We start from the raw sequence: 15,743 nt of genomic DNA, 5'->3' as shown, positions 1-15,743 counted from the left end.
ATTCGGTAAAAACAGATAAATATTAAATAACTTTACTCATTTTTAGCACTATTTTTTATGAAGTTATTTATGATTGTTTACCTTGCATCGAAAAGCTATAATGCCTAAAAATCCTGAATTAGAACTTGCCTTACAATTTATTGATAAAACAGATAGAAATATCTTTGTCACAGGAAAAGCAGGTACAGGAAAAACTACTTTTTTACATCAAATTAAAAAAGAGTCTTTAAAAAGAATGGTTATTGTGGCACCTACAGGTGTTGCGGCAATTAATGCAAAAGGAGTTACAATTCATTCGTTTTTTCAAATGCCTTTTGGGCCAATTTTGCCAGATCAGATAGCCAATACCTCCAATGCACAACGTAAGTTTAGTAAGACAAAAATCGATATTATAAAATCTTTAGATTTAGTAATTATTGATGAAATTTCTATGGTGCGTGCAGATTTATTAGATGGTATAGATCAAGTAATGCGTCGTTATAAAAACAGAAATAAAGTATTTGGTGGCGCACAAGTTTTAATGATTGGAGATTTGCAACAATTAGCACCCGTTGTGAGACCAAATGAATGGAATTTACTACAACAACACTACAATACAGTGTACTTTTTTAGTTCTAAGGCGTATCAAGAAGCAAATGTAGTTTCTATAGAATTGAAACATATTTATCGTCAGAAAAATGCGAATTTCATTAAAATTTTAAATGAAATTAGAAACGATAATTTATCAGATGTCTCTGCTAAAATTTTAAATGAACGCTACAATCCTAACTTTTCTCCAAGTAAAGAAGAAGGGTATATTACGTTAACAACACATAATAAAAGAGCAACTTTAATCAACGATTCTGAGTTGAATAAATTAAAAAATAGAAGTAGTTTTTTTCAAGCTGAAGTTTCTGGGAAGTTCAATGAAAACGCTTTCCCAAATGATGAAAAGTTAGAATTAAAAGTGGGCGCTCAAGTAATGTTTATCAAGAATGATTCCTCACCAGAAAAAAGATATTTTAACGGAAAAATAGGAATTGTTACTGATATTTCTAGAGAAAGTGTAACCGTTCAATGTCCAAATGAAATTGACGAAATAGTCACTGAAAGAGAAATGTGGGATAATGTAAATTACTCCATCAATGAAGAAACTAAAGAGATTAAAGAAGATATTATTGGTTCTTTTAAGCAAATCCCTTTGCGATTGGCATGGGCAATTACCATTCATAAAAGTCAGGGTTTAACTTTTGAAAAAGCGGTGATTGATGCAGAAGCGTCTTTTGCACACGGGCAAACCTATGTTGCGTTAAGTAGATGTACATCTTTAGAAGGGTTGGTTTTAAAAACACCAATTACTAGCAGTGCAATTATTAACGATAGAACTGTAAGTGTTTTTAATGAAAGTGTAGAAGAAAACCATCCTGATGAATCTATTTTAAATGAATCTGAAAAACATTTTCAATTAAATTTGATTTCAGAATTATTTGATTGTCAACCGTTTTTATATCCAACAAGTCGTTTAATTGATATTTTTTACAAAAATAAAACAAGTATTAAGGGTGATGTTATTGATCATTTACAAACCATAAAAGATGATGGAATTGTAGCTTTAATGAAAGTTTCAAACGGATTTAAAAATCAACTTATCCAAATTTCTGAAGACAATGTGTTACCTGAAAATAGCTCTCAAATTCAGGAACGCTTTATAAAAGCTGTAGCTTATTTTGTAACACAAACAAAAGGTAATATTCTAAAACCTTTAAATGCTATTTCATTTTCCACAGATAATAAAGCGGTAAAAAAAGATTTTTCAAAACAGTTTGATTCACTTCAAGAAAAGTTATTAGAAAAATTATTTGCACTTCAAAAAATGACTTCAGGGTTTAAAGTTCAAGAATATTTAGAAGTAAGAGCAAAAGCAGTTTTACAAAAATCAGAACCTACTAAAAAGAAGAAAGTGTCTTCTAAACGAGATCCTATTTTAGCAATAAAACTACGTGAATTAAGAGACGAAATTTCTAAAGCAGAAAAGATTCCGCATTTTCAAATATTTACACAAGAGACCTTATATGCTATGTGTGATGTGCTTCCAAGAACTGAATCTGCCTTGTTAAAAATTATTGGAATGGGTAAAATTAGAGTTTCTAAATATGGTGAAGAAATTTTAGAAGCTATAGAAACGTATTGCAAAGAAAACGGAATTAATAAATTCAACGAACAAAAAAAGGAAGACAAAAAACCAACAAAACAAATTTCTTTAGAGTTGTTTAAAACGGGGCTTTCAGTAAAAGAAATTGCCAAAGAACGCAGCTTAACCGCAGGAACTATAGAAAGTCATTTGGCAAGTTATATTCCTTCTGGCGACGTAGATATTTTGGAATTAATACCAATTAATAAGTGCAAAAAAATTATTAAAGCAATTGAAGAAACGAAGTTCAAAAACTTAACAGAACTCAAAGAAAAAGTTGACAAAAGTTTTACTTTTATGGAGCTGAGAATGGTTTTACTTTCTATGGAGAGTTAGACTTCTCTTTTCTGTAAAAATTATTTTTAGAAGCTATTTCCTGCTTTCCACTGTATCTTTTTATGAAAAATAAAAAGGATGCCATTTCAATCAGGGCTAAACTTTTTTGCTAGTTATTTTCATTTTTATAAAACCAATAAATTCTAAATCATTAATTCTAAATCATAAATTGGAACTCAGAATGGCATTCCGAAATGAGCTTTTTTAAGCGATTGAGAAATCTCTTTTAAGTTCTAATATCATCCTGAAAGAAGTATACAAAAGAATCTAATATTTAGATTCCTCGTCGTTCTTTCTTCTCTCTGTCGAAATGACATTGTAACTAGAATATATCATTTTTTTATAATAACTTTTTAATATCATTAAAAAGTAAGAATGTCATTCCGAAATGAGCTTTTTTAAGCGATTGAGGAATCTCTTTTAGGTTCTAATGTCATCCTGAAAGAAGTAATACAAAAGAGTCTAATATTTAGATTCCTCGTCGTTCATTCTTCTCTCTGTCGGAATGACATTGTAACTAGAATATATCATTTTTTTATAATAACTTTTTAATATCATTAAAAAGTAAGAATGTCATTCCGAAATGAGCTTTTTTAAGCGATTGAGGAATCTCTTTTAGGTTCTAATGTCATCTTTAAAGAAGTATACAAAAGAATCTAATATTGAGGTTCCTCGTCGTTCATTCTTCTCTCTGTCGAAATGACATTGTAACTAGAATATATCATTATTCAAAAACTCCCAATTTGCATTAAAATCAGAAATAAGTTTATTTTTCTTTTCTCTTCTCCAACCTTTTAATTGCTTTTCTCTTTGAATTGCTATATTAATATCTTCAAAAACTTCATAATATAGCAAGTAAAAGCAATTGTATTTTCCAGCAAATGATTTTTTAGCATTCTGACTATCAAAATAATGTTGGGAAAGTCTTTTTTGAATATCGTTTGTAACTCCTATGTATAAAACAGTTTTGTTTTCATTTGTAATTATATAGACATAATAGTTTTTAAACATTATTAAAAGTAATTAAACTCTACCTAATTAATGAGATTCCTCGTCGTTCATTCTTCTCTCTTTCGGAATGACCTGCATTAAAGATTTCATTTTAAAGTAAATTAATTAATTCTATTTGTAATATATAGTCAAATAAGAACAATTGATTTATCTTATTTGGTAATTAATAATTATTTAAATTTAAGTATTTGATAATTAGTTATATATAATATATTATTATGATCAAATAAGCATTTACTTCAAATCCTTCAACAATAACTGTACAGTTTTATAACCATTCCATTCGTTTTCATCTAAGGCATAGACAATATCAAAATCGTTTTGTACAAAGGCCATTTTATCACCCAAATTAAACCCAATTGCATTGTAAGTTTTTTTGTTATCACCTTGAAAAACATTTAGTTTTAAATGTGTTTTATCTGCACCAACTTGTTTGCCATAACCATTATCTCTAACACAGGTAGATTTAAAAGTAGGTTTCATATTCATTGGACCAAAAGGCGCCATTTGCTGAATGATTCTAAAAAATTTGGGTGTAATTTCAGACAATTCAATTTCTGCATCCACAGAAATTTCTGGAGTTAATAATTCTTTATCAATTGTTTTTTTGACAACTTCTTCAAACTTGTTTTTAAAATTTTCGTAGTTTTCTGGTAGCAAAGTTAAACCAGCAGCATATTTATGTCCGCCAAATTGTTCTATAAACTCCTCACATGCTAACAAAGCATCATACACATCAAAACCTTTTACAGAACGCGCAGAAGCAGCTAATTTATCGCCACTTTTTGTAAAAACTAAAGTTGGTCTGTAGTAGTTTTCTATCAATCTAGAAGCAACAATACCAATTACCCCTTTGTGCCAATCTTCTTGGTAAACTACAGATGTAAATCTATTTTCTTCTTCATTATCAATAATTTGAATAATAGCTTCGTCTGTTATTTTTTTATCTAAATCTTTTCTGTCTGCATTAAAAATTTCTATGGCAGCAGCAAATTCAATTGCCGAATCAAAATCCATTTCTGTTAATAATTCTACAGCATAATTACCGTGTTTCATTCTTCCTGCAGCATTAATTCTTGGTGCAATTATAAAAACAACATCTGTAATTGTAAGTTCAGTTTTTTTAGTTTGATGAATAATGGCTTTAATTCCGTTTCTAGGATTTTGATTAATTACTTGCAATCCAAAATAAGCAAGTGCTCTATTTTCTCCATTCATTGGTACAATATCTGCAGCAATTGCAGTAGCCACCAAATCTAAATAAGGTAGAAAATCTTCAATAGTTTGATTTCTAGAAACACCTAAAGCTTGAATCAATTTAAAACCAACTCCGCAACCACAAAGCTCATCAAAAGGATAATTACAATCTTCTTGTTTTGCATTTAAAACTGCAACTGCTTTTGGAATTTCTTTTCCGGGTTTATGATGATCGCAAATAATAAAATCGATATTTTTTTCTTTTGCATAATCAACCTTTTCAATGGCTTTTGTACCACAATCTAAGGCAATAATTAAAGAGAAATCATTGTCTTGAGCAAAATCAATTCCCATATAAGAAACACCATAACCCTCTGCATATCTATCAGGTATATACGTTGCAATATTTGGAGTTATCGTTTTTAAATAGGAAGAAACTAAAGAAACTGCCGTAGTTCCATCAACATCATAATCGCCAAAAACTAAAATATTTTCATTGTTAGCAATTGCAGTTTCTATTCTTGCAACAGCAATATCCATATCTTTCATTAAAAAAGGATTATGAATATCTTCTAAACTTGGGCGAAAATACTTTTTAGCCTCTTCAAAAGTTTCAATATTTCGTTGACACAATATTTTTGCAATCGTTGTATCAACTTGTAATTCTTTGGCTAATTTATTTATTTTTTCTTTTTCGGGTTGTGGCTTTGATGTCCAGCGCATAGCAATTTATTTTTTCAACATAAGGTACATAAATTATATCTTGTGTAAGAAAATTTCAGTTTTCACATCAGCAAATTGACGAAACATTTCCATTACACCACAGTATTTATCAACAGATAAGTCTACTACCTTTTTTATTTTGTCTTCTTTTAAATCACTTCCTGTAAAATGATAATCAACTTTTACTTTGTTGTAAAATTTTGGATGTTCTTCTGTTAACTCTGCTGTTACTTCAATTTTGAATTCATCAACTTCCGCACGCATTTTCTTCAATAAAGAAACAACATCTAGACCAGAACAACCGGCTAAAGAAGATAACATTAATGCTTTTGGTCCAAAACCAACAGTATCTTTATTTTCTTCATCTGCAGCAGAAAACATGGTTAATTTATGTCCACTTGGGTTATTAGATTCAAATTGTTCTTTTTGTGTCCAAACTGTAGTTATTTTATTAGATTTCATAATTAATATTTATTGTGTAGTTTTTTTAAAAATGATGTATTAAATTGTGCTTTGTTACAAAAATAAGAACAAGCTTTTAAAGTAAGCTTTTAAAATCAATAAATCTTGGAAAGAAATAATAAGTTGTTTTTAGTGTTTTTACTATTTCTGTGTTTTCAAACAAATGCGCAAACGGATGCTCCACCTGTTTTAACTGCTACAGATAGGCAAGCGTATTGTTTGGGAAGTGAAATCAAAATTGCACCTAGTTTTACTATTACAGATCCAGATGATTTGGGAATTACATCTTTTTCCATTCAAATTTCCTCTGGTTATCAATTAAGTTTAGATAAATTAAGTTTAGATTTAGCTCTCCATCCAACTATAAATACTAGTTGGAGTTCCTCCGAAGGTAAATTAACCTTAAGCGGATCTGGTGGTTCAGATATTTCATATACAAATTTACAAAAGGCAGTAAGAGATGTCGTATTTGTATCAACAGCAACAACAATTTCTGATGAAAAATTTTTTTCATTAACCATTGGCGATGTCAATTATTTGCCTTTAACAGAACATTTTTATGAATATATTTCAAGTATAGGAATTACATGGACTGCTGCAAAAACAGCAGCTGAGGGAAAAACATATTATGGTAGACAAGGTTATTTAGCAACTTTAATTAGCCAGGAAGAAGCTGAGTTTGCAGGAGAGCGTGTTGGTGGTGCTGGTTGGATTGGTGGTTCTGATGCGTCTACACCAGACGTTTGGAAATGGGTTACTGGCCCAGAAGAAGGAACTACTTTTTGGAATGGAGGTGTAAATGGAAGTTCTCCAAATTTTGCTTTTTGGAATAGTGGAGAGCCTAATAACTTTGGCAATAGAGGTGAGAATTATGTACATATTACCGCACCAGGGGTTGGGGTTACTGGCTCTTGGAACGATTTGACGAACACGGGAGATGCTTCTGGTTCTTATCAACCAAAAGGGTATGTCGTAGAATATGGCGCTCCGGGGGATCCAGCTTTAAGTATTGTGGCAACTACTAGTATTTATATACCTAAAATTTTAAGTACTACGAGTGCTTCTATTTGTGCTGGAGAAACTGCAAGTTTAAATGCTACTTCAGATTTTGGAGAAGTTTTTTGGTATGTTTCTAGATCAGCTACTACTCCTGAATTCGAAGGAAACAACTTTACCACACCGATATTAAATGTAGATACAACCTATTATGTGTCTGGTATAGAAGGTATTTGTGCCTCCATATCTAGAACGCCTGTAGCTGTTGCTGTAATAGCGTCTGTAATAACACGATTAGCACCAAATAGTCCTGTTTGTGAAGGAGAAGAGGCTCTTTTTAACATTAAAGGAACAGCAAGTGCCACTGTTACTTATACAATCAATGGTGGAACAAACAACGCTACAATTGTATTAGATGGAGCAGGAGAGGGTATCGTAACAGTTGTTAATGCTATAGTTGATACCACCATTAACCTAAACAGTATTACTACAGGTGATTGTTCATCTAGTCTAACAAATACAGCTACTGTAACAGTCAATCCAAATCCAGTGATAACAATCTTAAAAGCTGATAGCTCAATTTGTTCTGGAGAAGATGCAGTTTTTATAATCAATGGTACTGCCAACGCTACAATAACCTATACAATCGATAACGATACAACAAACCCAACCCTTATTCTAGACGCCTCTGGGGAAGGTACCGTAATGGTTGCCGCAACTAACGATACTACCATTAGATTAATTGATATTACTTTGGGTGCATGTAAAGCTACCCTAACAAATACAGTTACTGTGTCTTTGAACGAAAACCCTGCTATACCTACAATATCTTCGAATAGCCCAGTTTGTTACGGAACAGATGCCATTTTTTTAATTACAGGGGAAGCCAATGCCACAGTAACTTATACGGTGAATGGTGCAGCTACTAATGAAACATTAGTCTTGGATAATGCAGGAGATGGTGTTATAGCAGTTGTTGACGCAATAGTAAATACCACAGTTACACTGAATAATATTGATAATAGCATTTGTGAAACTGATTTAACAAATACAAATACAGTAATAGTAACACCTATTCCAACAATCTCTAACATCACCAATAGTGGTCCTATTTGTGCAATAGTAGGTGTCGGTCAGTTAGGTGCTATTGCGTCTTCGGGAAATGTTCAGTGGTTTGCTACAGGTTTAGCGACAGATACTACGGTTCTGTTTGAAGGAGAAACTTTTACTGTTTCCGACTTAACTATTGATACCACCTATTATGTGGCTGCTATAGATGATACTTGTGTTTCGTCAGAGAGAATTCCTGTAACAATTACTTTAGATACTACAACGCCAAAATTTGATTTAGCTCAAGACACCTATGTTTTGTGCAAAAGTATTGGTTCTGTAACCTTAGCAACCATAAACCCACAATCGAATGATTATATCTATGAATGGTACAGAGAAGGAGAAGTGCTTTTAGAAAACTCAGGTGCGATATCTGTAACTAGTCCTGGAATTTATTCGGTAAAATCTATCTCTTTAACAGGGTGCCAATCTATAGAAAAAAGTATTATCGTTACAGAATCTGAAGAACCAACTATTACAAAAGACGATATTATTATTGTAGATGATTCTGATAATAATTCAATAGAGGTACTTACCTTAAATTTAGGTATTGGTGATTATGAATTTTCTTTGGATGATGAGTTTGGTATTTATGATAATAATGCTTTTATTCAAAATATAGCTACAGGAATGCATACTTTGTTTATTAAAGACAAAAATGGATGTGGTACAACATCATATACTTTTTCAATTTTAGCTTTTCCAAAGTATTTTACCCCAAATGGAGATGGAGAAAATGATGTTTGGAAAATTGATGGATTTAATAGTGACTCATTAACAATTGCAGAAATTTCAATTTACAACAGGTTTGGAGTTTTGTTATACCAAATGGAATCCTCTTCTCAAGGTTGGGATGGAAGATATCAGGGTAAAATAGTGCCATCAAACACCTATTGGTTTAGAGTGATTTTAAATGATGTAAATGGTCAAAAAATAGAAAAAACAGGAAGTATTAGTTTAATAAGAAAATAAAATATGGCATTAGTAACACCTTTATCTGCAGAACACGATTTAGAAACAAAAAAATTAGCAGAATTCTTTAATGAAACTTTAGGGTTTTGTCCAAACTCAGTCTTAACAATGCAACGCAGACCAGCAATTTCTAAGGCATTTATTAACCTAAACAAAGCTGTTATGGCAAATGAAGGCAAGGTAACATCTGCTTTAAAAAGAATGATTGCTTGGGTTTCTAGTAACGCAACAGGTTGTAGGTATTGTCAAGCACATGCAATTAGAGCAGCAGAACGTTATGGAGCAGAACAAGTGCAATTAGATAATATTTGGGAATACAAAACACATGCTGCTTTTTCTGATGCAGAAAGAGCAGCATTAGATTTTTCTTTGGCCGCTTCTATGGTGCCAAATGCTGTTGATGCACGTATTAAAGAAGAATTGTATAAATATTGGGATGAAGGAGAAATTGTAGAAATGTTAGGGGTTATTTCTCTCTTTGGATATTTAAATAGATGGAATGATTCTATGGGAACAACTTTAGAAGAAGATGCCATTGATAGTGGTAAGCAGTTTTTAGGTAAACATGGTTTTGAAGTAGGAAAACATGATGGATCAAAATACTAATTAAGTTTCTTTTAAAATGATAAAAAACTAAATAGAAAAAGACTTATCAAAATTGATAAGCCTTTTTCTATTTTAAAACTAATGCTACTTTTTTTTGTAATTCAGGAATTACATTTTTCTCAAACCAAGGGTTTTTAGTCAGCCAAAAACGATTTCTTGGTGATGGATGAGGCGTCACAAAATACTTAGGTAAATACTCTGGATAATTGTCTACTGTTTCTGTAAGTGTTCTTTTTACTTTGTCTTTTAAATAATAGTTCTGTGCATATATTCCTATTAAAATAATCATTTCTAGGTTTGGCATTTTATCAAACAATTGTTGATGCCATTCTGGAGCGCATTCTTTTCTTGGTGGTTTATCTCCACTTTTTCCTTTCCCAGGATAACAAAACCCCATTGGTACAATTGCAAATTTTTTAACATCATAAAAATCTTCATAAGAAACATTTAGCCATTTTCTTAATTGTTTTCCACTTGCATCATCCCAAGGAATTCCAGATTTATGAACCTTTGTCCCTGGAGCTTGACCAATAATAGCAATTTTAGAATTCTTATGACCAGAAACAACAGGATTTGCTCCCAAATCTAAATGAGGAACACAAATTGTACACTTTTTTATTTCTGATAAAAGGTTTTTCAAATATTATTTTTTTAGTTCTAAAGCTTCTCCTTCAAACGACAAACCTTCAAAACCAGACTTCATAAAGTTTCTAATATTTTGATGAGAATCTCCATTTTCATCTTCTAACACATTTTTATAATGTTCGCCAAAACAGCATAAAGTTTCTTCTTTTCTTAATTTTTGATGCTTTGCAAATGCAAACAACTTACAAGAACCAGCATTTTCTCCTGCATTATTTTTGAGACCTCCATTTGTAAAAGTGATTGGAGTAAAATTGTAGTTGTCATCAATTACTTGCATGGTTTCTGCAAAATTAATTTCTGTAGGATTTACTTTTAGTTTTGTTATGAATTGTTGGATGATCATTTCTATTACTTCTTGATTTTTTTTTAGGTCCAGGTGGTTTTTAATAAGTCCTTGACTACGCTTGAACAGACATTGTTACATTATTAAAATTGATAAATTATTACATTAACCTACTTCTTCCCTTCAACGATCACAACAATTTCTCCTTTTGGTGGTTTGTTTGTATAATGTTCTAAAACCTCAGTTGCAGTTCCTCTAATGGTTTCTTCAAACATTTTTGTTAATTCTCTTGACACAGAAACTTGTCTTTCTGCTCCAAAATATTCTACAAAACTGCCCAAAGTCTTTAATAATTTATGAGGAGATTCGTAAAAAATAATAGTTCTAGCTTCTTCTGCTAATAGTAATAAACGTGTTTGTCTTCCTTTTTTTACAGGTAAAAAACCTTCAAAAACAAACTTATCATTTGGCAAACCAGAGTTTACTAAAGCGGGTACAAAAGCAGTAGCGCCAGGTAAACAATCTACTTCAATATTATTTTCTACACAGGCTCTTGTTAGTAAAAAACCAGGATCTGAAATTGCAGGAGTACCAGCATCAGAGATTAGTGCGCAGGTTTCTCCGTTTTGTATTCTTTGTACAATTCCTTTTACAGATTTATGTTCATTATGCATATGATGACTGTGCATTTGTGTTTCAATCTCAAAATGTTTTAAGAGTTTTCCACTTGTACGCGTGTCTTCTGCAAGAATAAAATCGACTTCTTTTAAAACACGAATTGCTCTAAAAGTCATGTCTTCTAAATTACCTATTGGTGTTGGTACTAAATATAATTTACTCATTTTTTTGGATTCAATTTTTAAATGTTCTCGATACAATTTCCTTTCATTCTTCAAGAAAATCACTCGAACTGACAACACGTTCTTACTGTTGTGTCTAAATTACTCACGAACTGTCACTTCGAGTGAAATTCTTTTTTCAAGAATTTTGTATCGAGAAGTTTTTTAACAGGACTACTTAAATTTCTTTTTTGCTAAATTAGGAAGTTTTTCATATTCATTATTAATTAACGCTTCCTTTTTAGTTTTCGACCATTTCTTTATTTGCTTTTCTGTATCAATTGCAAATGCTGCTTCAAAACATAATAGATCTTCATGATTTTTGATAAATGTTCTCGATACAATTTTTCTTCATTCTTCAGAAAAATCACTCGAACTGACAGCGCGTTCTTACTGTTGTGTATAAATTACTCACTTAATTCTATCAATCTTTTTTCAAGATTAGAACTAAAACCTGTATAATAGGTTTTATCAGAACATTTTAGAATGTAAACATAATAGATCTTCATGATTTTTGATAAATGTTCTCGATACAATTTTTCTTCATTCTTCAGAAAAATCACTCGAACTGACAACACGCTCTTACTGTTGTGTCTAAATTACTCGCGAACTGTCACTTCGAGTGAAATTCTTTTTTCAAGAATTTTGTATCGAGAAGTTTTTTAACAAGACTACTTAAATTTCTTTTTTGCTAAATTAGGAAGTTTTTCATATTCATTATTAATTAACGTTTCCTTTTTAGTTTTCGACCCTCTCTTTATTTGCTTTTCTGTATCAATTGCAAATGCTGCTTCAGTAAACTATGCGTAAAAGACCAATTCTAAAGGTCTTCTTTTATAGGTGTAACTTTCTATGTGTTTTCCTTCTTGATGTTCAAAAAATCTTTTTTCAAGATTAGAAGTAAAACCTGTATAATAGGTTTTATCAGAACATTTTAGAATTTAAATAGAATAGATATTCATGATTTTTGATAAATGTTCTCTATACAATTTCCTTTCATTCTTCAAGAAAATCACTCGAACTGACAAAACGTTCTTACTGTTGTGCCTCAATTACTCACGAACTGTCACTTCGAGTGAAATTCTTTTTTCAAGAATTTTGTATCGAGAAGTTTTTTAACAAGACTACTTAAATTTCTTTTTTGCTAAATTAGGAAGTTTTTCATATTCATTATTAATTAACGCTTCCTTTTTAGTTTTCGACCATTTCTTTATTTGCTTCTCTGTATCAATTGCAAATGCTGTTTCAAAACATAATAGATCTTCATGATTTTTGATAAATGTTCTCGATACAATTTCCTTTCATTCTTCAAGAAAACCACTCGAACTGACAACACGTTTTTACTGTGTGTCTAAATTACTCACAAACTGTCACTTCGAGTGAAATTCTTTTTTCAAGAATTTTGTATCGAGAAGTTTTTTAACAGGACTACTTAAATTTCTTTTTTGCTAAATTAGGAAGTTTTTCATATTCATTATTAATTAACGCTTCCTTTTTAGTTTTCGACCCTTTCTTTATTTACTTTTCTGTATCAATTGCAAATGCTGCTTCAAAACATAATAGATCTTCATGATTTTTGATAAATGTTCTCGATACAATTTTTCTTCATTCTTCAGAAAAATCACTCGAACTGACAGCGCGTTCTTACTGTTGTGTATAAATTACTCACTTAATTCTATCAATCTTTTTTCAAGATTAGAAGTAAAACCTGTATAATAGGTTTTATCAGAACATTTTAGAATGTAAACATAATAGATCTTCATGATTTTTGATAAATGTTCTCGATACAATTTTTCTTCATTCTTCAGAAAAATCACTCGAACTGACAACACGCTCTTACTGTTGTGTCTAAATTACCAATTGGTGTTGGTATTAAATATAATTTACTCATTTTTTTTCAGTTATCATTTAACAATTAACAATTATCAGTGTTCAGCTTTATTGATAAATGATTATTAAATACTTTCATACGTTTCTACAGTAATATCTGCAATAATATCTCCTGTATGTTTTATAGACAGCGGTTCAAATAATAAAATATGAACTTCTTCTTTTGCAATTGGTTTGTGCGGTACTCCTTTTGGTACAATATAAAATTCTCCTTCGTTTAAAGTTACCGTTTTATCGCGTAATTCTATCTCTAAAGTTCCTTTTATTACCATAAAAAGTTCATCTTCATTATCATGTTTATGAAAAACGAATTCACCTTTTAGTTTTGCTAATAAAATTTGTTGTCCGTTTAACGCTCCAATTTTTTTTGGAGACCAAAGATCTGAAAATAACTTAAATTTTTCTTGAATATTAATTACGTCCATAAATACAAATTTACAAAGAATTGGACGGATTCTGCGTTACCGATTGCAGCAATTGTTTGAGCTCTTTTTTGTTTAAAAAAAGCGAGTGCGAAAAGCGGGGCATTTCTGAGAAGAAATGAACGCCCAAAAACAGATTAGATTTGTTATAATTGATTAAATTTGCAGCTTATTAAATAAGAGAGAAATGTATAGAAGTCATTCTTGTGGTGAATTAAGAGCATCGCATATAAATACAGAAGTAACGTTAGCTGGTTGGGTTCAGAAATCACGTGATAAGGGATTTATGATTTGGGTAGATTTACGTGATAGATATGGAATTACACAATTAATTTTTGATGAAGATCGTACTTCTGCAGAAATTATGGAAAAAGCAAAATCTTTGGGTAGAGAGTTTGTAATTCAAATTACTGGAACTGTAATAGACAGAGAATCTAAAAATTCTAAAATGCCTACTGGAGATGTGGAAGTTTTGGTTTCTAAATTAGAAATATTAAATGCCTCTGTAACTCCGCCTTTTACTATTGAAGATGAAACGGATGGTGGAGAAGACATTAGAATGAAATACAGATACTTAGACATTAGAAGAAATCCTGTAAAAAACAGTTTGATTTTTCGTCATAAAGTATCTATGGAAGTTAGAAAATACTTGTCTGATCAAGAATTTATAGAAGTAGAAACACCTTATTTAATAAAATCTACGCCAGAAGGCGCAAGAGATTTTGTAGTTCCTTCTCGTATGAATGAAGGTCAGTTTTACGCATTACCACAATCTCCACAAACATTTAAACAACTATTAATGGTTGGTGGAATGGATAAATATTTTCAGATTGTAAAATGTTTTAGAGATGAAGATTTACGTGCAGACAGACAACCAGAATTTACACAAATTGATTGTGAAATGGCATTTGTTGAGCAAGAAGATATTTTAAATATTTTTGAAGGATTAACACGTCATTTACTAAAAGAAGTAAATAATGTTGAGGTAGATAAATTTCCTAGAATGTTGTATGATGATGCAATGCGAATCTATGGAAATGACAAACCAGATATTCGTTTTGGAATGGAATTTGGCGAGTTAAACGAAGTTACACAACATAAAGATTTTGGTGTTTTTAACAGCGCAGAATTAGTGGTTGGAATTGCAGTTCCTGGAGGAAATACGTATACAAGAAAAGAGATTGACAAATTAATTGATTGGGTACGAAGACCACAAGTGGGTGCTTTAGGAATGATTTATTGTCGTGTAAACGAGGATGGATCTTTCAAATCTTCTGTAGATAAATTTTACGATCAAGAAGATTTAGCAAAGTGGGCAGTAACTACAGGTGCAAAACCTGGAGATTTAATCTGTGTTTTATCTGGAGAAACGAATAAAGTAAGAGCACAATTATCTGCTTTAAGAATGGAATTAGCAGAACGTTTAGGATTGAGAGATCCAAAAGTATTTGCGCCACTTTGGGTAATAGATTTTCCATTATTAGAGTTGGATGAAGAAACGGGTCATTATCATGCAATGCATCACCCATTTACATCTCCAAAACCTGGGCAAATGGAATTGTTAGACACAGATCCTGGAGCAGTAAAAGCAAATGCATATGATTTGGTTTTAAACGGAAATGAAATTGGTGGAGGTTCTATTCGTATTCACGATAAAAAAATGCAAGCAACCATGTTGCGTCATTTAGGGTTTTCTGATGAAGATGCAAAAGCACAATTTGGTTTCTTAATGGATGCTTTTGAATATGGAGCACCACCTCATGGAGGTTTGGCTTTTGGATTGGATAGATTGGTTGCTATTTTAGGCGGACAAGAAACAATTAGGGATTTTATTGCGTTTCCTAAAAACAATTCTGGACGGGATGTAATGATTGACGCGCCTGCGTTTATAGATGATGATCAATTAAAAGAATTAAGTTTGAAATTAGATATTAAAGCATAAAAATATAATTTATAAATAGTAGACCTCACAGATTTTTAAAAATTGTGAGGTTTTTTTCTTGTGTAAACTTTAGAATAGACATTTTCTATTCTAAGGTTTACATAAATTAAAAACTTATATTTGGTTACTTAATAATAAA

At 31.2% G+C, this 15,743-nt stretch carries 11 protein-coding genes and 6 pseudogenes; 4 read left to right on the top strand and 13 right to left on the bottom strand.

The window, feature by feature from the left end:
• The first annotated feature begins 100 nt into the window (after positions 1–100).
• Positions 101–2,506 (top strand): helix-turn-helix domain-containing protein, encoded by a 2,406-nt coding sequence (locus BTO04_RS08655; protein ID WP_198342045.1) that lies wholly within the window; start codon positions 101–103, stop codon positions 2,504–2,506.
• Positions 2,507–3,217: 711 nt separating this feature from the next.
• Here BTO04_RS08655 and BTO04_RS08650 read toward each other — a convergent pair.
• From BTO04_RS08650 to BTO04_RS08640, 3 genes are all read right to left on the bottom strand, one after another.
• Positions 3,218–3,517, bottom strand: a complete 300-nt coding sequence (locus tag BTO04_RS08650; RefSeq protein ID WP_087564116.1) for a GIY-YIG nuclease family protein — start codon at positions 3,515–3,517, stop codon at positions 3,218–3,220.
• A gap of 234 nt (positions 3,518–3,751) precedes the next feature.
• Complete coding sequence (recJ, locus tag BTO04_RS08645) at positions 3,752–5,437, bottom strand: single-stranded-DNA-specific exonuclease RecJ (protein ID WP_087564115.1); 1,686 nt, start codon at positions 5,435–5,437, stop codon at positions 3,752–3,754.
• Between the two features lie 33 nt (positions 5,438–5,470).
• A complete protein-coding gene (locus BTO04_RS08640; protein ID WP_087564114.1) occupies positions 5,471–5,899 on the bottom strand; it encodes an OsmC family protein in 429 nt (142 codons plus the stop codon).
• A 105-nt stretch (positions 5,900–6,004) separates the two neighbouring features.
• Between BTO04_RS08640 and BTO04_RS08635 the strand changes: the two genes are divergently transcribed.
• Positions 6,005–8,977, top strand: a complete 2,973-nt coding sequence (locus BTO04_RS08635; protein ID WP_087564113.1) for a T9SS type B sorting domain-containing protein — start codon at positions 6,005–6,007, stop codon at positions 8,975–8,977.
• A 3-nt stretch (positions 8,978–8,980) separates the two neighbouring features.
• Complete coding sequence (locus BTO04_RS08630; RefSeq protein WP_087564112.1) at positions 8,981–9,583, top strand: carboxymuconolactone decarboxylase family protein; 603 nt, start codon at positions 8,981–8,983, stop codon at positions 9,581–9,583.
• A 67-nt stretch (positions 9,584–9,650) separates the two neighbouring features.
• Here BTO04_RS08630 and BTO04_RS08625 read toward each other — a convergent pair whose 3' ends face one another.
• From BTO04_RS08625 to BTO04_RS08585, 10 genes and pseudogenes are all read right to left on the bottom strand, one after another.
• A complete protein-coding gene (locus BTO04_RS08625) occupies positions 9,651–10,223 on the bottom strand; it encodes a uracil-DNA glycosylase family protein (protein ID WP_087564111.1) in 573 nt (190 codons plus the stop codon).
• Between the two features lie 3 nt (positions 10,224–10,226).
• Complete coding sequence (locus tag BTO04_RS08620; RefSeq protein WP_087564110.1) at positions 10,227–10,571, bottom strand: HopJ type III effector protein; 345 nt, start codon at positions 10,569–10,571, stop codon at positions 10,227–10,229.
• Between the two features lie 110 nt (positions 10,572–10,681).
• A complete protein-coding gene (gene rsmI, locus BTO04_RS08615; RefSeq protein WP_087564109.1) occupies positions 10,682–11,353 on the bottom strand; it encodes a 16S rRNA (cytidine(1402)-2'-O)-methyltransferase in 672 nt (223 codons plus the stop codon).
• 171 nt (positions 11,354–11,524) lie between these two features.
• A pseudogene (locus BTO04_RS15525) lies at positions 11,525–11,641 on the bottom strand (GIY-YIG nuclease family protein); the annotation flags it as partial.
• Between the two features lie 128 nt (positions 11,642–11,769).
• Positions 11,770–11,859, bottom strand: a pseudogene (locus BTO04_RS15190) (GIY-YIG nuclease family protein); the annotation flags it as partial.
• Between the two features lie 162 nt (positions 11,860–12,021).
• Positions 12,022–12,291: pseudogene (locus BTO04_RS08605) on the bottom strand (GIY-YIG nuclease family protein).
• Between the two features lie 183 nt (positions 12,292–12,474).
• Positions 12,475–12,588: pseudogene (locus tag BTO04_RS15520) on the bottom strand (GIY-YIG nuclease family protein); the annotation flags it as partial.
• A gap of 190 nt (positions 12,589–12,778) precedes the next feature.
• Positions 12,779–12,901: pseudogene (locus tag BTO04_RS15515) on the bottom strand (GIY-YIG nuclease family protein); the annotation flags it as partial.
• Positions 12,902–13,023: 122 nt separating this feature from the next.
• Positions 13,024–13,113, bottom strand: a pseudogene (locus BTO04_RS08590) (GIY-YIG nuclease family protein); the annotation flags it as partial.
• Positions 13,114–13,305: 192 nt separating this feature from the next.
• The gene (locus tag BTO04_RS08585) at positions 13,306–13,665 is read right to left on the bottom strand and encodes a cupin domain-containing protein (RefSeq protein ID WP_087564107.1); all 360 of its coding nucleotides are present in this window, start codon (positions 13,663–13,665) and stop codon (positions 13,306–13,308) included.
• A 184-nt stretch (positions 13,666–13,849) separates the two neighbouring features.
• Here BTO04_RS08585 and aspS point away from each other — a divergent pair, with 184 nt between their 5' ends.
• On the top strand, positions 13,850–15,604 hold the full coding sequence (gene aspS / locus BTO04_RS08580) for an aspartate--tRNA ligase (protein WP_087564106.1): 1,755 nt from the start codon (positions 13,850–13,852) through the stop codon (positions 15,602–15,604).
• Positions 15,605–15,743: the final 139 nt, after the last annotated feature.

The organism is Polaribacter sp. SA4-10 (genome assembly GCF_002163835.1).
Lineage (GTDB): Bacteria > Bacteroidota > Bacteroidia > Flavobacteriales > Flavobacteriaceae > Polaribacter.
This window is presented reverse-complemented; position numbering and strand designations above follow the sequence as displayed.